The organism is Pseudorhodoferax sp. Leaf274 (assembly GCF_001422445.1).
Classification (GTDB): domain Bacteria; phylum Pseudomonadota; class Gammaproteobacteria; order Burkholderiales; family Burkholderiaceae_C; genus Pseudorhodoferax.
Map to the genome: position 1 here is coordinate 155,724 of NZ_LMNA01000023.1, position 16,766 is coordinate 172,489.

Consider the following 16,766-nt stretch of genomic DNA (forward strand, 5'->3'; position numbering starts at 1 on the left):
ACTCCTGAGGGGGACGATGGAAGCATTCTGGCGTGGGCAGTGGACGGTGGCGGGCGCTCAGCGCAGGCCGTCCTTGCCCTCGATCTCGCTGGCCTGCAGGCCGCCGACGCGCGGCAACGGCCGGCCGCCGGACGTGACCGACACGGCCACGACGATCTCATGGGCGCGTGGCGCATCGGGCACGCGCGCCTCGATGGCGTCGAAGTGGCTGCGCACGAAGGCGGCGTCCTTGTGGCCCAGCGGCACGTCGATGGCGCAGCCCATGCCGCCGACCTTCTTGGCCGATGGCACCAGGGCCGCACCCTTCTCGACGGCACGGCGCAGCGGTGCGCCGAGCTTGGGGTGCAGGATGGCGGCCGCGTGTTCCAGTTCGCCGGCTTCGCCGACGATGGCGGCCTTGCCGTAACCCTCGGCCTCGGCGGGTGCGATGCCCAGCGCCGCCACGCACTTCTCGCCGAGCAGCCCGCCGAGCTCCTCGCCGATGGCGATCAGCGCGTCGAGGTTTTCTTCGTACCGGCCGGCGAACGGATTGGTGATGACGGCCATCGCGAGTGCGCGGCGCACCGGCGGCGTGACGGGGCGCCCCATTTCGAGGCGGGTTTCATCGACTTGAACGATCAGTTTGCGGATCTCTGCGGGCATGGCTGCGGTTCAGGTGGCAAAGAGGAGGGCATTGTGCGATCGGCGGCTGGGCTTGCGCTTAGGTACTTTCATTAAGCAATTACTGCACCAACTGCAGATCGAGGGCCTCGCCGGTGCTGCGCCAACGGTCCTGGCAAACCAGCGCAGCATGCCAGATCAGGCCTTGCGCGCGCAAAGCCTGTGCGCGTGCCAGCCCGGCCTGCAGCGCCCGGTCGACCAGCATTGCGGGCAGGGGCGGCACATCGACCGTGACGAGGCGGTTGCCGAGGTCGCTGTCGTCCTTGACCTGGTCGGCAGGGCGGCGTGCGATGCGCGGGTCTTGCACGTCCACGGCATTGGCGATCACGGTGGCGGCGGCGTCGGCCGCAGCCGCATCGCGCGCCAGCACGGTCACGCTGTCGGCGATGCCCATCGAGAAGCTGCGCCCGCGCCAGCCGCTGGTGGCGACGCCGCGCACGGGCCGGTCGGCCGTGATGGCGAACTGCGCGTCGGTGGTCAGCTTGTGGGCGCTGGCGCCCGGGCGGAAGCGGGCGAGGTCGGCCCACAGGCCCACGCGCACCTGCTGCCCCGCCGTCAGATGGATGGCGATGTCGCCGCCGTTGTTGACCCAGGCGCGCGCGATGCCTGCGCCGGTGTAGTGCGCAAGGATCTCCTGGGCCACGGCTCCGGCGACGGCGGCCATCGGCGTGATGAAGCCGCTGCGGTAGGGTGCGCAGGCCTGCCACATGCGGCATGCCACAGGGCCTTGCACAGGGCAGCCGGCGCCGACCGGTGCACGCAGCAGCGGCAGCTCGGCCACGAGTTCGGCAAGCACCTTCGCGAAACGCAGCCAGGCCGCGTCGTGCGCCGCCTGCACGGCATCGGCGTCGCCTTCGGCGGCGATCACGAGGTCGATCGGCCCGTGCTGGAAGTGCTGTCGGCCGCTGGGCAGCGTGCTGCGGCTCGGGCCCATGGCGCGGCGGGTGTCAGCCCAGCAGCGGTGGCTGCCCGACGGGCCAGCCGTTGCCGGCGGCAGGCGGCAGCATGCGGCGTGCGCGCGGCGCACCGTCGTTGTGCCAGGCGCCGTGGCGCAGGGTGTCGGCCAGCGAGCGCACCTGTTCCATGTGGCCGCCCAGGCGTTCGTAGTCGGACAGCCGCATCGTGAACTCCAGCGGCGCCACGATGGCCGGCGTCGGCACGGTGCCGAAGCTGTTGTCGGGCATGCGCATGACATCGACCATCACGGTGATGCCGCCGCCCGGCCAGACGTAGCCCGGCGCGCCACCCAGCGTCACGTTGACGGCGGACTTCTTGATGGCCTGCGTGAGCAGCACCGGGTTCTCGCTGACACCCGCGCGCAGGCTGCCGCCGGCGCCGCCCAGGAACAGCACCGTCGTGAGCGAGGGTTCGCAGTTCTCGCCGATGCGCGCGACGACATGCGCGACCTCCTGTGGCATGGAGGCGGGCTGCGGCACGAGTTGGTCGTCCAGCACGTACCAGGCCGCGTGCTCGCCTGTGGTGGAGACCATCAGCAGGCGCAGGCCGGGCCAGGCCGCATCGGGCTCGCATGCCTCGATGATGGACAGCGGGTCGGCGATGTCGGTGCCGCCCCAGCCCGTGCCGGGGTTGGCCACCTGGAAGTAGCGGCCCGGCGTGGACTTGCGGCCGCGCACCTTGATGCCGGCCGCGCGCATGCCGAGGCAGCGGCCGGCCTGGTGTTCGGTCAGCACGCCGGTGATGTGGTCGTCGACGACGATGACCTCGTCGGCCACGCCGTGGAATTGCCGCGCGAAGATGCCCACCGTGGCCGATCCGCAGCCCACGCGCATGCGCTGCTCCAGCACGCCGTTGACGATGGGCGCCTGGCCGGCCTGCACCGTGAGCTGGGCGCCGCCGTCGATGGTCAGCTCCACCGGCTTCTTGTTGCCCAGCAGCTGCATCGCGTCCAGCGTGACGCGACCCTCCTTCTTGCTGCCGCCGGTCAGGTGGTGCACGCCGCCCAGCGACAGCATCTGCGAGCCATATTCGGCGGTGGTCACGTGGCCGATGACCTCGCCCTTGCAGCGCACGTTGGCCTGCTCCGGGCCGAGCCAGCGGTCGGTGTCGATCTTGAGCTTGAGGCTGCAGTAGCTGAAGATGCCCTCGGTGACCACGGTGACCATGTCCACGCCATCGGCCTCGGAGGCGACGATGAAGGGCGCGGGCTTGTAATCGGGGTAGGTGGTGGAGGCGCCGATGCCGGTGACGAAGACCTGGGGGGCTGGGGCCAGCGGGGCGGTTTCGTCGGTGCCGTTCGCATCGCGTGCCGTGAAGGGGACCAGCGGCTGCTCGGCGTCCACCGTTCTTTGCAGCAGCACCACGGGGTCCACGCGCACCAGCACGCCCTCGTCGTTGGCGTAGCGGTCGCAGGCCCCGCTGCGGCCGCGGCCGATCTGGCACAGCACCGGGCAGGCATTGCACTCGACCTTGTCGCTGGCCATGCGCTCGTTGCGCGGCCGGGCGCGCTCCAGGCCCTGGGGCGACAGCACGTCCGGCACATCGGGCAGGCCGTCGGTCTTGGTGTGCTCGTTCAGCATCGTGGGGCTCCGTTGCGGTGCCGCGCCTTGCCGCGGCCACGCGTTTCATGTAGCATTCACTTAACGTGAGTGCGGCTGATGCTACTCAGAATCGCCCGGGGCCGCAAGCATCCGAACAGGCAATAGCCATGCCGTTCGCATGCCGCAGACGCCAGCGGCCGCCGCGGCATGTGAAAAAATCAGCCGTTTCACCTTTGCTACCCCATAGTCGAACGTCATGAGCGCATTCAACGAAGAGAAGGTCTTGAGCGTCCACCATTGGACCGACCGCTTGTTCAGCTTCACCACGACGCGCGACCCGTCGTTGCGCTTCTCGAACGGGCACTTCACCATGATCGGGTTGCGTGGCGACAACGGCAAGCCGCTGCTGCGCGCCTACAGCATCGCCAGCGCCAACTACGAAGACCATCTGGAGTTCCTGTCGATCAAGGTGGCGGATGGCCCGCTGACCTCCAAGCTGCAGCACATCCAGGTCGGCGACTCGATCATCGTCGGCCGCAAGCCCACCGGCACGCTGGTGACGGACTACCTGTTGCCCGGCAAGCGCCTGTACCTGTTCGGCACGGGCACCGGCCTCGCACCATTCCTGAGCATCGTGCGCGACCCCGACACCTACGACCGCTACGAGCAGGTCATCGTGGTGCACGGCGTGCGCCAGGTCGACGAGCTGGCCTACCACGACATGCTGACCGAGCACCTGCCGGCGCACGAGGTGCTGGGCGAACTGGTCAGCAGCAAGCTGCGCTACTACCCGACCGTCACGCGCGAGTCGTACCGCAACATGGGCCGCATCACCGACCTGATCGAGAACGGCAAGCTCTGCAACGACCTGGACCTCCCGCAGATCAATGCCGCCGAAGACCGTGTGATGCTGTGCGGCAGCCCGGCCATGCTGCGCGACCTCAAGGTGCTGCTGGAGCACCGCGGCTTCAAGGAAGGCAACACCACGACGCCGGGCGACTTCGTCGTCGAGCGCGCCTTCGTCGAACAATAAGACCGGCGCCCGCCCATGCCCCGGCCCGCGAAGACTGCAGACGGCCAGCGCAAGCCGGGGGTGCGGGAGCAGGCGGTCATCGCCTCGCGCGCCAACCTGCTGCGCGCGGCCACACGCATCTTCGCCAAGCATGGTTTCGCTGGCGGGCGCGTGGGCCAGATCTCCAAGGCGGCCAAGTCCTACGACCGCATGATCTACTACTACTTCGGTAGCAAGGAAGGTCTGTACATCGCTGTCATCGAGGACATCTACCGGCGCATGAACGAGGCCGAGGAAGCCCTGGCGCTCGACGAGCACCAGCCGGTGGAATCGCTCAAGACCGTGGTGCGCTTCGTTTGCGGCTATTACCGCCGGCATCCCGAGTTCGTCACCCTGCTCAACAACGAAAACCTGCTGCAGGGGCGCCACATCGCCAAGATGCAGTCGGCGCAGCAGTATTCGTCGCCCGCCATTTCGGTGCTGCAGTTGCTGCTGGCCGCAGGTGCCGCGCAGGGCGTGTTCCGTGACGACCTGGCCGTGCACGACGTCTACATGATGATTGCCGCGTTGGGCTACTTCCCGCAGTCCAACCGCTTCACGCTGTCCGAGTTCCTGGGCCAGCGCATCGACGACGCCGCGGCCTCCGCGCGCTGGGAGGCCTTCGTCGTCGATGCCGTGCTGCGCACCGTGATGCGCGAGCCCGTGCCGCACAACGATTCCCCCAGCCCCCACGGAGAAAACCCCACATGGCAGAAGCCGCCGCCACCGCCGCGTCCGGAAAAGTCGTCATCCGCAACATCGGCCTGATGCTGTCGGGCGACATCGACCAGCCCATCCTCGAAGCCGACACCATCGTTGTCCACGACGGTCTCATCACTGCCGTCGGCAAGCTCAAGGACTGCGATGTCGAAGGTGCCACCACGGTGATCGACGCCAGGCAGACCTGTGTCGCGCCCGGTCTCATCGACAGCCATGTGCATCCGGTGTTCGGCGACTGGACGCCGCGCCAGAACCAGCTCGGCTGGATCGAGTCCATGCTCAACGGCGGCGTGACCACCATGGTTTCCGCTGGCGAGGTGCACCTGCCGGGCCGGCCCAAGGACATCGTCGGCCTGAAGGCCCTGGCGATCACCGCGCAGCGCGCCTTCGACAACTTCCGCCCTGGCGGGGTGAAGGTGCTGGCCGGTGCGCCCGTGATCGAGAAGGGCATGGTCGAGAGCGATTTCAAGGAACTGGCCGCTGCCGGCGTCGGCCTGCTCGGTGAGATCGGCCTGGGCTCGGTCAAGGGCGGCACCGAGGCGGCCACCATGGTCAAGTGGGCGCGGGCGGCCGGCATCCAGAGCACCATCCACACGGGCGGCCCGTCGATCCCGGGCTCGGGCCTGATCGACAAGGACGTGGTGCTGGAGGCCGACGCCGACGTGATCGGCCACATCAACGGCGGCCACACCTCGCTGTCCGAGGCCCATGTCTGCGAACTCTGCGAGAAGTCCAGCCGCGCCATCGAGATCGTGCACAACGGCAACGAGCGGGTGGCCATCGCCGCCGCGCAGGCCGCGCTGCAGCTCAAGTGCCCGCACCGTGTGATCCTGGGCACGGACGGGCCGGCCGGCTCGGGGGTGCAGCCGCTGGGCATCCTGCGCATGGTGGCCATGCTGTCCAGCCTGGCGAACATCCCGGCCGAATTGGTGTTCTGTTTCGCGACCGGCAACACGGCCAAGATCCGCAAGCTCAACTGCGGGCTCATCGAAGTCGGGCGTGCGGCCGACTTCGTGTTCATGGACCGGGCCCAGCACACCGCCGGTCGCACGCTGCTGGAAAGCGTGCAGCTGGGCGACCTGCCAGGTGTCGGCATGGTCATGATCGATGGGCTCGTGCGCTGCGGGCGCAGCCGCAACACGCCGCCCGCGACCGAGGTTCCGGTGGTCGTCTCCAGCGCGCACTGAAAGTTCGCCCGAGCCGTTCAACATGCCCTATAATCGCTGGCTTCGCGGCTGTAGCTCAGTTGGATAGAGTACTTGGCTACGAACCAAGGGGTCGTGGGTTCAATTCCTGCCAGCCGCACCAAACCGAATGGGCCGGTCCTCTCAAGGGGCCGGCCCATTTTCTTTTCCGTTTCGGACGAATTCGGACTCGACGCGCCAATTCGGCGATTTGCCGGTATATACTCTTAGGCTTCGCGGCTGTAGCTCAGTTGGATAGAGTACTTGGCTACGAACCAAGGGGTCGTGGGTTCAATTCCTGCCAGCCGCACCAAACCGATGGGCCGGTCCTCACAAGGGACCGGCCCATTTTCTTTTGGCTCTTTTTTGGCTTGCCCTGTCGGCCATCGACTACAGCGGCACGCGCCATCCGACGATGCAGCTTGGCCGCCGATCCCATGAAGATGCGGGCTCGTTTGGATTGGATACGCATGCTCGACACCCTTTCCCCGCCGCTGCGCCAGCCACTTCGCTTGCGGCGCCTGGCCTCCGTGCCGACGCCGCACCCGGTGCCCCCCGTGCCGCCGCCGGTCGGCCCATTCGACGACGAGGAACCTGGCAACCCCGAGCCGGGCACCCCCGTGCAGGAACCACCCGACGAAGGTGATGTCCCCACGCGCCTGCCCGGGCACCCCGGCAAGCCCGTGCATGTGCAACGCCGCCATACATCGCGCCATGAGCACCCTGGCGCCTGAGGGCCCTGCCCACGTCGTGACGGGTGTCGAGCTGGACGCCCAAGGCGAAGTGCGGCGCGTGCGCTGGTATCTGGCCGACCAACGCGAACTGGCGCGCGCGGCGGGCGCCGTGCCGCGGCCGTTGTCGCGGGAAAGCGTCGTCGACACCCTCGAGGTGGTGGACAAGCTGCTGGAGGCCGAGGCCGTCGTGCCCCTGTTTCCAGGCTACGTCGGCACGTCGCCGATGGACCAGGTGGTCAAGGTCCATGTCCAGCCCGATGGCACCGAACTGATCGAGGTCGATCCCTCGCTGCCCGGACGCACGCTGCGCGACCTGCCCCGGCTCTAGCCAGGTTGGCACCCGGCCTTTTGCCGGAAACTAGCGCCATGAGCAAAGCCTTCACGAAAGAAAGCGACAGCGGCGAGGACGAGGACGAACTGGCCTTGCCCGCGTTGCCCGCGGGCGGCAAGAACTACATCACCCCGCAGGGCTACGCGCGCCTGCGCACCGAACTGCTGGACCTGATCGACAACGAGCGGCCCAAGGTGGTCGAGGTGGTCCACTGGGCCGCCAGCAACGGCGACCGTTCCGAGAACGGCGACTACCTCTACGGCAAGAAGCGGCTGCGCGAAATCGATCGCCGTATCCGGTTCCTTACCCGGCGGCTGGAGATTGCGGAGGTGACCGACCCCAGCGTGCACCATGGCAGCGACCAGGTGTTCTTCGGCGCCACGGTGACCTATGCCGACGCACAGGGCGAGGAGCAGACCATCACCATCCGCGGCATCGACGAAGCCAACAGCGCGGCTGGCGAGGTGAGCTGGGTGGCACCGATCGCGCGGGCGCTGTTGCGCGCACGCGTGGGCGACGAGGTGCGGCTGCCCACGCCCTCCGGCGTGCGCGACCTGGAGGTGCTGGAGGTGTGCTACCCGGCGCCGGCCGCAGCCTGATAGGGCGCGGGCGTCGCGCGCACGGCGCGCAGCACCGCAGGCATGCGCTTGAGGTTGCGCAGCGCAATTTCCAGGTGGGCGCGGTCGCGCACGGCCACCACGAAGCGCAGATCCGATGCGTCCTGGGCCTCTTCCTGGCCCATGTCCATGTGGGTGATGTCGACTTCCGAGGCGGCCAGCGCAGCCGCGACGCGCGCCAGCACGCCCTTGCCGTTGTTGACGGTGACGACGATGCCGGTCTCGAAGGTGCGCACCGGCTCGTCGGACCAGGCCACGGCGATGAAGCGCTCGCTGTCCTTGTACTGCAGCCGCTTGGCGGTGGCGCAGTCGGCCGTGTGCACGAACAGGCCTTCGCCGCGGCCCAGGTAGCCCACGATCTCGTCGCCGGGCACCGGCCTGCAGCAGCGTGCGAACTGCACCGAGGCGTTCTCGCTGCCGTCGATCAGCACACCGCCTTGCGACACGGTCTCGTGCGCGGTGTAGCGCTCGCGCGTCATCAGCAGCGGATCGGTCTTCACCCCGCCGCCTTCGGTCATCAGCACCTTGAGCCGCTTGGCGACGATGCTGGCGATGCGCTTGCCCAGCCCGATGTCGGTCATGAGTTCGGCGCGCGTGCGGTTGCCCGAGAAGCGCAGCAGCTTGTCCCAGATCGGCTGGCCATCGGTTCCGTGGTCGGGCAGGGCTTCGATGCCTTCTGCGCGCACCGCCTGCGTCAACAGCTTCTCGCCCAGGTCTTCCGACTCAGTGATGGCGCGGCTCTTGAGGTGGTGGCGGATCTTGGAGCGCGCGCGCCCTGTGCGCACAAAGCCCAGCCAGGCCGGATTCGGTGCGGAGACGGGGGCCGTGATGACCTCGATCACATCGCCGTTGTGCAGTTCGGTGCGCAGCGGCGCCTGGTCGCCATTGATGCGCGCGGCAACCGTGCGGTCGCCCACGTTGCTGTGGATCGCGTAGGCAAAGTCGACCACCGTGGCGCCGCGCGGCAACGCCATGATCTGGCCCTTGGGCGTGAACACATAGACCGCATCGGGGAACAGGTCGACCTTGACGTGGTCCCAGAACTCGGATGCATCGCGCGTCTCCTGCTGGATGTCCAGCAGCGACTGCAGCCATTGCGTGCCCATGCGGTCGGTGGTGGCGCTGTCCGGGTGGTTGGCCTTGTAGAGCCAGTGTGCGGCGACGCCCGATTCGGCCACCACATGCATCGCATCGGTGCGCATCTGGAACTCGATGTTGATGTTGGACGGCCCGACCAGCGTGGTGTGCAGCGACTGGTAGCCGTTGGCCTTGGCGATGGCGATGTGGTCCTTGAAACGGCCTGGCACCGGCTTGTAGAGCTGGTGCAGCACGCCCAGTGCGGTATAGCAGTCGGTCACGCCGGGCACGATCACGCGGAAGCCGTAGATGTCGTTGACCTGGGCGAACGACAGGTGCTTGTCGTCCATCTTGCGGAAGATGGAGTAGAGCGTCTTCTCGCGGCCCGCGATGCGCACCTTCATGCCGGCATTGGCGAAAGCCGCCTCGACTTCCTGCTGCACCTTCTGCACCAGGTCGCGGCGCCGGCTGCGGGCCTTGGCCACGGCCTTGGCCAGCACGCCATGGCGCCACGGCATCAGGTGCTGGAAGGCCAGTTCCTGCAGCTCGCGGTAGGTCACGTTCAAGCCCAGCCGGTGGGCGATGGGCGCGTAGATGTCCAGCGTTTCCTTGGAAATGCGGGCCCACTTGCTGCGCGGCATGTCGCCCATGGTGCGCATGTTGTGGCTGCGGTCGGCCAGCTTGATCAGGATCACGCGCACGTCGCGCGCCATCGCCAGCAGCATCTTGCGGAAGGACTCGGCCTGGCTCTCCTCGCGCGTGTTGAACTGCAGCTTGTCCAGCTTGGTCAGCCCGTCCACCAGTTCGGCCACCGGGGCGCCGAAGCGCTCGATGAGCTCGGGCTTGGTCACGCCGCAGTCTTCCATCGCGTCGTGCAGCAGTGCGGCCATCAGCGCCTGGGCGTCCAGCTTCCAGGCGGCACACTGCGTGGCCACGGCGATGGGGTGGGTGATGTAGGGCTCGCCGCTGGAGCGCAGCTGGCCCAGGTGGGCCTCGTCGGCGAAACGGTAGGCCTGGCGCACCTGCTCGATGCCCTGGGCATCCAGGTAGTCCAGGCTGGCGGTCAGGGCGGCAAAGCTGGCTGCGGCGGCATTGGCCGCGGCGGGGGAGGCGGGCGCGCGAGAGGGGGGCGGTGTCCTGTCTGCAGTGGTGGGCAACGCGGCATTCATGCGCTTACTGTAGCGTGCGAGCCCGCAAGGGCGCGGCGCCAAACAAAAAGGCACCGCATGGCGGTGCCTTTTCAGACGAGGCGAGTGGCGCTCAGGTCGGCACTTTCTTGAGCATCTCCAGGCCGACCTTGCCGGCGGCGATCTCGCGCAGTGCGGTCACGCCGGGCTTGTTCTTGCTCTCGATCTTGGGTGCATGGCCCTGGCTCAGCATGCGGGCGCGGTAGGTCGCGGCCAGCACCAGCTGGAAGCGGTTGGGGATCTGCTCGAGGCAGTCTTCGACGGTGATGCGGGCCATGGTGGACTCCAGTCCTCTCAGAGGATGTGCAGGGATTTGAAGGTGTCGACCCTGGCGCGCACCTGCGCCAGGTATTTGAGTCGCTGGGCATGCACGATGGTTTTCAAGTCGAAAACGGCCCGGTCGAACAACTCGTTGATTATAACGAAGTCGAAGTTTTCGGCCTGCGCCATCTCCACGGCGGCATTCTTGAGCCGCAGCTCGATGACCTCGGGCGCATCCTCGCCGCGGCGTTCCAGGCGCGAGCGCAACTCTTCCCAGCTGGGCGGCAGGATGAAGATCAACACCGCGTTGGCGAAGGTCTTCTTGATCTGCATGGCGCCCTGGAAGTCGATCTCCAGGATCACGTCGGAGCCCTGGGCGATGCGGTCCTCGATGGCCTTCTTGGAGGTGCCGTAGCGCCGGCCATGGACATGCGCCCATTCGACGAACCCGTCGGAGGCGACCATGGTGTCGAAATCGGCGTCGGGCACGAAGAAGTATTCGCGGCCATGCTTTTCCTGGCCGCGCGGCGCGCGCGTGGTGTGCGAGACCGAGGGCTGGATGCGCGAATCGATTTCCAGCAGCGCCTTGACCAGGCTGGACTTGCCGGCCCCGCTGGGGGCTGCGACGACGATCAGGTTGCCGGGATAGTCCATGGCGAACGGAAGCTGAAAGGGCGGCCGAGTTTAGCAGCGTGTCCTACAGCGGCAGCGCCAGCGCAAGATCGCCCGTGGCGTAGGCCACGCACGGCAGGATCCAGCCCTCGTGCTTCTCGTCGGCCGACAGGCCGGGCCAGGCGATGCGGTAGGCCACGCTGCCGGCCTCCATCAGGCAGATGCAGCTGCGGCAGGTGCCGTTGCGGCACGAGCTCTCCATGGCCAGCCCGGCGCGTTCGGCCGCCAGCAGCACCGGCAGGTCGCCGGGCGCCTCGAATTGCGCAGGGTCCGCGCCGGGCCGCTGCAGCCGCACGGTGAAGGTGGCAGACATGGGCGGCGAGTGTAGGGCGCGGCTTGCGGCGACAATGGAGGGCTTTTTTCAGCCTCCCGCACCCACATGTCGTTCTACGAAGTCCGTCCCGCCGAGAAGCGCGACGCCCAAGCCATTGTCGATGTCCACGCCGCCGCCACGCTGGCCGCCTATACCGGCATCGTGCCGCAGGAGCACCTGAACGCCCAGCCCGTGGCCAAGCGCCTGCAGCACTGGCGCGAGGCCATCGAGTTCGGAGATCCGCAGGTGTACGTGGCCCGTGCGGACGGCCAGGTGGTGGGTTTCGTCGCCTTCGACCGTTCGCGCGACAAGGGCAGCAAGCCCACCGTGGGCGAGGTCTGGGCCATCCACGTGGTTCCGGAGCACTGGGGCAAGGGCGCAGGCCTGGCGCTGTGGGATGCCGCGCGCGAAGGCCTGGGCGACGAAGGCTGCACCAGCGTGACGGTCTGGATTCCGCTGCGCAACGAGCGCGCACTGCGCTTCTTCGACCTGGCCGGCTTCAAGCGCGAACTGAACACGGCGCGCACCACGCCGTTCGGCGACATCCGGATCGAGGAGATGCGGCTCAAGCGCGCCGTCGACTGAGCTTCAGGTGCCGACCAGCCCGCCGTCCTCGCGGCGGATGGCGAGTACGGCCGAGCGCGGCCGGCCGCCGTAGGGCCAGGTCGAGTACTTCATGGTTTCGTCCGGCGCACTGCGGTCCGAAGGCGGCTCGCCCGGGTGCTGGATGTTCACGAACAGCGTGCGCCCGTCCGGCGCCATGGTGGCGCCGGTGATCTCGCAGTTCACGGGCCCGGTCAGGAAGCGCCGCACCTCGCCCGTGGCTGGATCGCAGGCCAGCATCTGGTTGTTGCCCATGGCCTGCATCTCGCCACGGCGCATCTCGTCGGCCGCCGCGTCGGTCTGGATCCACAGCAGGCCGCGCGCGTCCAGCAGCAGGCCGTCGGGGCAGGCGAACAGGTCGCCGCGGATGTTGCCGCGCGCATCGCGCCGCGCATTGGCCGGGTCGCCGGCCAGCAACAGGTGGTCCCAGCGCATGCGCAAGCCGTCGAAATCGCCCTCTTCCTGCCAGCGGATGACCTGGCCCATGACGTTGTTGGCGCGCGGATTGGCCGCGTCCACGCCAGGCTGGCCCGGCGCGCCGCGCGCGCTGTTGTTGGTCAGCGTGCAATAGACCACGCCGCGGGCCTGGTCGATGGCCAGCCATTCGGGCCGGTCCATGCGGGTGGCGCCCAGCAGATCGGCCGCCTGCCGCGTCCTGACCAGCACCGCGCCCTGGTCGACAAAGCCGGCGGCCGCCGTGAGCGGGCCTTCGCCGTGGACCAGCGGCAGCCAGTGGCCGGTGCCGTCGGCGTCGAAGCGGGCCACGTACAGCATGCCATGGTCCAGCAGCGCGCGGTTGGCCTGGGCGGCGCTCTGGCCTGGTGAGGCCTGTGCGATGCGGCCCGTGCTCACGAACTTGTAGATGTACTCGAAGCGCGCGTCTTCGCCCGAATAGACGACGGCGCGCCCGTCCTGCGTGGTGGCCACCCAGGCGCCCTCGTGCGCGCCGCGGCCCAGGGCGGTGCGCTTGACGGGCGCGGCATCCGGGTCCATCGGATCGACCTCGACGATCCAGCCGAAACGGTGGAACTCGTTGGGATGCTGGCGCGCATCGAAGCGCACGTCGTGCGCGGGCCAGCGGAAGAAGGCCTGCTCGGTCATGCCCCAGCGGCGCTGGTCGGCGTCGCGGTCGCGGCCGCCCGCGAAGTAGAAGCGGAAGTTCTCCTCGCCGGCCAGGTAGGTGCCCCAGGGTGTGGCGCTGCCCGCGCAGTTGTTCAGCGTGCCCCGCACGCTGCGGCCGGCCGGGTCGTCGGCCGTGCGCAGCAGCGCGTGGCCGGCCGCCGGGCCCGCCACCGCGCAGGGCGTGTTCGCCGTGATGCGGCGTGCGAAGCGGCTGGGCCGCTGCAGTCGCCACAGTCCGCCGTCGAGTGCCACCTCGACCACCGACAGGCCGTGCGCCGCCTGCGACTTGCGCACCTTCTCCACCGTCCAGGGCCGCATGCCACCCGGGTGCAGCATGCCGTCGTCGGTGTATTCGTGGTTGATGACCAGCAGGCCGCGCCGGCCGCCGTCCAGTGCGAAGAAGCCCATGCCGTCGTGGTGCATGCCCAGCTGCAGGGCCTGCTCCTCGGCGCTGTTCGAGAGGTCGTCGCGGAAGGCCGGCATGTGGCCTTCCACCCCCACCGGCTCGCCCCACGGCGCCAGCACCTGGGCCCGGTAGCCGCGCGGCACCACGACGCGGTCGGCAGCGCTGGCCGGGATGCCCTCGAAGCCCATGCGTGCACCGGCACCGCCGGCCGGCACCGCGCAGCCCGCCAGCGGCGCCAGCATCGCGGCCGTGGCCGCGCCCAGGCCTCCCAGCAGCCACAGCCGCCGCGCCGGGTCGGAGACCTGGGCCAGGCTGGGGTTGCCCGAGCGGTTGCTGTGTTCCATGCGGCTGAAGTCCTTGGCCATCGTGTTCCTGGTGGTTCCTGCCCCTGTGGCATGCTGCGCGTCCGATTGTCACGCGCCCCTGTCGTCCCGCCCGATGTCACCGCCCCATCCCGCCCCTGGACGCAGCCCTCTGGCCCAGGCCGCCATCGTGCGCGCCGTCCAACTGGTCGAAGAGGACGGCCGGCTCGAGGACGGGCAGGCCATGCGCCAGGCCTTCAGCGCCCGGCCCGATGGCGCCGGCCGCGTGCTGGAGCGTGCCTGGCTGCTGGGCGAGCGGCTGGGCCTGCAGCGCGAATGGCGGCGCTGGCGCCAGCTGGGCGGCGCCGTGCTGTTGCTGCTGGTGCTCGGCGTGGTCGGCAGCGCTTGGGCGCTGGCGCGCGCGGTGCTCGGCGATGCGCGCGAGATCAACGTGGTGGCCGCCTTCGTCTCCATGCTGGGCCTGCACACGGTGACGCTGCTGCTGTGGCTGGCCAGCCTGCTGCTGCCCTGGCGCTCGGCCGCCGGCGGCGCACTGGGCCGCTGGGCGCTGCAACTCACCGCCCGGTTGCCTCTGGACCGCGGGCCGCACGCCGTGCAGCTGGCACGCGCCACCACCGACGTGCTGGCCCGCGCGCGGCTGGCGCCCTGGGCCTTCGGAGGCATCAGCCATGCCATCTGGACGCTGGCCTTCGTGCTGCTGCTGGCTGCGTTGGCGCTGGGCCTGTCGCTGCGCGCCTACCGCCTGACCTGGGAGACCACGCTGCTGACACCCGGGTTCTTCGTGCATTTCGTGCAGGCCACGGGCTGGCTGCCGCAACAGCTGGGTTTCGCCATGCCCGAGGCCGACACGCTGCTGCAGCCCGCGCTGGCCGGCGCCGACGAGCAACGCGCCTGGGCCTGGTGGCTGCTGGGCTGCGTGGCCGTCTATGGCCTGCTGGTGCGCCTGCTGTGCGCGCTCGTCTGCTGGGTCGCCTGGCGGCGCGGCCAGGGGCGGCTGGCGCTCGACCTGGCCGACCCCGGCGTGCGCGCGCTGCTGTCGCGCTTCGAGGCCATGGAACCGGCTCAGGTGGTCGATGCAGAACAGCCCGGCGCGGCGCCGGCCGCTGCGCGCACCGCGCCCGTGGCCGATGCCGGCACGCGGCTGCTGTTGGGTTTCGAGCTGCCGCCCGAGGCGCCCTGGCCGCCGTTCGCGCCGCCCACGGCCGTGCACGTGCAGCGCATCGACGGCAGCCAGGGCGAGCGCGCTGGCCTGTTGCAGCGCCTGGGGGCTGCGCCGGCGCACCGCCTGCTCGTGGCCTGCCACGCCGCGTCCAGCCCCGACCGCGGCACCGAACGCTTCCTGCGCGAGGCCTGTGGCCTGAGCGCCGCCTGCGCGGTGCTGCTGGGCGGTGCGCGGCAGGAGGCCGACACGGCGCGCTGGCGCGACTGGCTGCAGCGCAGCAAGCTGCCGCAGCTGGACGTGCTGACCGCGCCCGAGGCCGCGCTTGCCTGGCTGGAGGCGCCGTGAAGCCGCCCGTGTCCGCTGCCGGAGCCGCTGACGGCGTTCTGGCCATCGCCGTGGTCGGCCACACCAATGCCGGCAAGACGTCGCTGCTGCGCACGCTGACGCGCAAGCGCCGCTTCGGCGAGGTGTCCGACCGCCCGGGCACGACGCGCCATGTGGAGGTGGTGGAGCTGCGCATCGATGGCGCACCCGCGCTGCGCTTCTTCGACACGCCTGGCCTGGAGGACTCTGTGGCGCTGTGGGACTACCTGCAGGGCAGCGCCGCCGATGCGGCCATGGACCGCCCCGCGCGCGTGCGCACCTTCCTGCAGGGCCCCGAGGCGCGCGGCAGCTTCGAGCAAGAGGCCAAGGTGCTGCGCAAGATGCTGGAGGTGGATGCCGCGTTGTACGTGGTCGACAGCCGCGAGCCCGTGCTGCCCAAGCACCGTGCCGAGATCGAGATCCTGAACTCCTGCGCGCGCCCGGTCATGCCGGTGCTCAACTTCGTGCGCGACCCGGCCAGCCGCCTGGCCGACTGGCAGGCCGTGCTGGCCGGCGGCGGCCTGCACGCGCAGGTGCGTTTCGACGCCGTGGCGCCCTTCGTCGGCGCCGAGCAGCACCTCTACCAGGACCTCTCCACGCTGCTGCCGGGCCAGCGCGCGCGGCTGCAGCAGGTGGCAAGGCACCTGCTGCAGGAGGCCGCCGCGCGCCGCAACGCTGCGGGCCGCACGGTGGCCGACGTGCTGCTGCGCCTGGCCGCCCTGCGCCGCGCGATCGGCGAACCGGTGTACGCCGACGCCGGCGCCCGGGCGCGCGCCGAGCAGGACTTCCAGCAGACCGCGCTGGTGCTGGTGAACGGCGCGGCCGACCAGTTGCTGGAGGTCTACGGCTTCGAGAGGGACGACGCGCGGCTCGCGGCGCTGCCCTGGCAGGACGGCCGCTGGGACAGCGACCTGTTCCACCCCGAGGCGCTGCGCCAGGCCGGGCGCAGGCTCGGCATGGGCGCGGCCGTGGGGGCATCGGTCGGCGTGATCGCCGACCTGGCCGTCGGCGGCCTGTCGCTGGGGGCCGGTGCGGCACTGGGCGGCGCGCTGGGCAGCATCGTCTCGCAAGGCTGGCGCCAGATCGGCGGCAAGCTGCTGAACCAGATCGGCGGCGTGCGCGAGCTGACGCTGGACAACGCTTTCCTGTTCCTCGTGGCACTGCAGCTGGTGGGCCTGGCGCGTGCGCTCGACCAACGCGGCCATGCGGCGCTGGACCCGCTGCAGCAGCCCGCGGCGGCGCCCGACACGGCGCCGGATCTCGCGTCGGACGGGACACTGCGGCGCACGGTGCAGGCCGTGCAGCCGGCGCGCAGCCGGCCGGAGTGGGAGAAGCCCGGCGGCACCTCGGAGCGGCGCCAGCACGTGCGCGACGAGGCCGCGGCGCTGCTGCGTCCGCTGCTCGAGCCGACGCCCTGACGCGGCCCCCGCTGGCGCCGCGCGCGGCGCCAGCTCTTGCACAATCCCGCCGTCTTCCACCCAA

General features: G+C 69.8%; 16 protein-coding genes and 2 tRNA genes. 10 read left to right on the top strand and 8 right to left on the bottom strand.

What is annotated here, in order from left to right; all coding sequences use genetic code 11:
* Positions 1-57 precede the first annotated feature (57 nt).
* The 3 genes from ASF44_RS17935 to ASF44_RS17945 all read right to left on the bottom strand — a co-directional run bounded on the left by ASF44_RS17935 (position 58) and on the right by ASF44_RS17945 (position 3,194).
* Positions 58-642: an amino acid synthesis family protein gene (locus ASF44_RS17935; RefSeq protein ID WP_056900596.1), complete on the bottom strand. Its 585-nt coding sequence runs from the start codon at positions 640-642 to the stop codon at positions 58-60.
* Positions 643-721: 79 nt separating this feature from the next.
* Positions 722-1,594 (bottom strand): UPF0280 family protein, encoded by an 873-nt coding sequence (locus ASF44_RS17940; protein ID WP_056900811.1) that lies wholly within the window; start codon positions 1,592-1,594, stop codon positions 722-724.
* A 13-nt stretch (positions 1,595-1,607) separates the two neighbouring features.
* A complete protein-coding gene (locus tag ASF44_RS17945) occupies positions 1,608-3,194 on the bottom strand; it encodes a hypothetical protein (protein ID WP_056900812.1) in 1,587 nt (528 codons plus the stop codon).
* A 220-nt stretch (positions 3,195-3,414) separates the two neighbouring features.
* Between ASF44_RS17945 and ASF44_RS17950 the strand changes: the two genes are divergently transcribed.
* From ASF44_RS17950 to greB, 7 genes are all read left to right on the top strand, one after another.
* Entirely contained in the window at positions 3,415-4,191 is a 777-nt protein-coding gene (locus ASF44_RS17950; protein ID WP_056900597.1) for a ferredoxin--NADP reductase, read from the top strand.
* Between the two features lie 15 nt (positions 4,192-4,206).
* On the top strand, positions 4,207-4,977 hold the full coding sequence (locus ASF44_RS17955; RefSeq protein WP_056900598.1) for a TetR/AcrR family transcriptional regulator: 771 nt from the start codon (positions 4,207-4,209) through the stop codon (positions 4,975-4,977).
* Positions 4,917-6,116 (top strand): amidohydrolase family protein, encoded by a 1,200-nt coding sequence (locus ASF44_RS17960; protein WP_056900599.1) that lies wholly within the window; start codon positions 4,917-4,919, stop codon positions 6,114-6,116. Before ASF44_RS17955 ends, ASF44_RS17960 begins: the two co-directional genes overlap by 61 nt.
* A 44-nt stretch (positions 6,117-6,160) precedes the next feature.
* Positions 6,161-6,237 (top strand) — tRNA-Arg (locus ASF44_RS17965).
* 112 nt (positions 6,238-6,349) lie between these two features.
* Positions 6,350-6,426: transfer RNA gene (locus tag ASF44_RS17970), tRNA-Arg, on the top strand.
* Between the two features lie 401 nt (positions 6,427-6,827).
* The gene (locus tag ASF44_RS17980) at positions 6,828-7,175 is read left to right on the top strand and encodes a hypothetical protein (protein WP_156374579.1); all 348 of its coding nucleotides are present in this window, start codon (positions 6,828-6,830) and stop codon (positions 7,173-7,175) included.
* 38 nt (positions 7,176-7,213) lie between these two features.
* Positions 7,214-7,777, top strand: coding sequence for a transcription elongation factor GreB (gene greB / locus ASF44_RS17985; RefSeq protein WP_056900602.1), 564 nt, complete (start codon positions 7,214-7,216; stop codon positions 7,775-7,777).
* On the opposite strand, the gene ASF44_RS17990 is transcribed toward greB, so the two are convergent.
* From ASF44_RS17990 to ASF44_RS18005, 4 genes are all read right to left on the bottom strand, one after another.
* Entirely contained in the window at positions 7,753-10,041 is a 2,289-nt protein-coding gene (locus ASF44_RS17990; protein ID WP_056900603.1) for a bifunctional (p)ppGpp synthetase/guanosine-3',5'-bis(diphosphate) 3'-pyrophosphohydrolase, read from the bottom strand. The genes greB and ASF44_RS17990 overlap by 25 nt on opposite strands.
* A 91-nt stretch (positions 10,042-10,132) precedes the next feature.
* The gene (gene rpoZ / locus ASF44_RS17995) at positions 10,133-10,336 is read right to left on the bottom strand and encodes a DNA-directed RNA polymerase subunit omega (protein WP_056900604.1); all 204 of its coding nucleotides are present in this window, start codon (positions 10,334-10,336) and stop codon (positions 10,133-10,135) included.
* 17 nt (positions 10,337-10,353) lie between these two features.
* A complete protein-coding gene (gene gmk, locus ASF44_RS18000) occupies positions 10,354-10,974 on the bottom strand; it encodes a guanylate kinase (protein ID WP_056900605.1) in 621 nt (206 codons plus the stop codon).
* A gap of 43 nt (positions 10,975-11,017) precedes the next feature.
* On the bottom strand, positions 11,018-11,305 hold the full coding sequence (locus ASF44_RS18005; protein ID WP_056900606.1) for a 2Fe-2S iron-sulfur cluster-binding protein: 288 nt from the start codon (positions 11,303-11,305) through the stop codon (positions 11,018-11,020).
* Between the two features lie 66 nt (positions 11,306-11,371).
* Between ASF44_RS18005 and ASF44_RS18010 the strand changes: the two genes are divergently transcribed.
* The gene (locus ASF44_RS18010; RefSeq protein ID WP_056900607.1) at positions 11,372-11,890 is read left to right on the top strand and encodes a GNAT family N-acetyltransferase; all 519 of its coding nucleotides are present in this window, start codon (positions 11,372-11,374) and stop codon (positions 11,888-11,890) included.
* A 3-nt stretch (positions 11,891-11,893) separates the two neighbouring features.
* On the opposite strand, the gene ASF44_RS18015 is transcribed toward ASF44_RS18010, so the two are convergent.
* Positions 11,894-13,801, bottom strand: coding sequence for a PhoX family phosphatase (locus tag ASF44_RS18015; RefSeq protein ID WP_056900608.1), 1,908 nt, complete (start codon positions 13,799-13,801; stop codon positions 11,894-11,896).
* Positions 13,802-13,874: 73 nt separating this feature from the next.
* On the opposite strand from ASF44_RS18015, the gene ASF44_RS18020 reads away from it, so the two are divergent.
* The gene (locus ASF44_RS18020; RefSeq protein WP_156374580.1) at positions 13,875-15,266 is read left to right on the top strand and encodes a DUF2868 domain-containing protein; all 1,392 of its coding nucleotides are present in this window, start codon (positions 13,875-13,877) and stop codon (positions 15,264-15,266) included.
* A gap of 8 nt (positions 15,267-15,274) precedes the next feature.
* Positions 15,275-16,702 (top strand): GTPase/DUF3482 domain-containing protein, encoded by a 1,428-nt coding sequence (locus ASF44_RS18025; protein WP_082524894.1) that lies wholly within the window; start codon positions 15,275-15,277, stop codon positions 16,700-16,702.
* Positions 16,703-16,766: the final 64 nt, after the last annotated feature.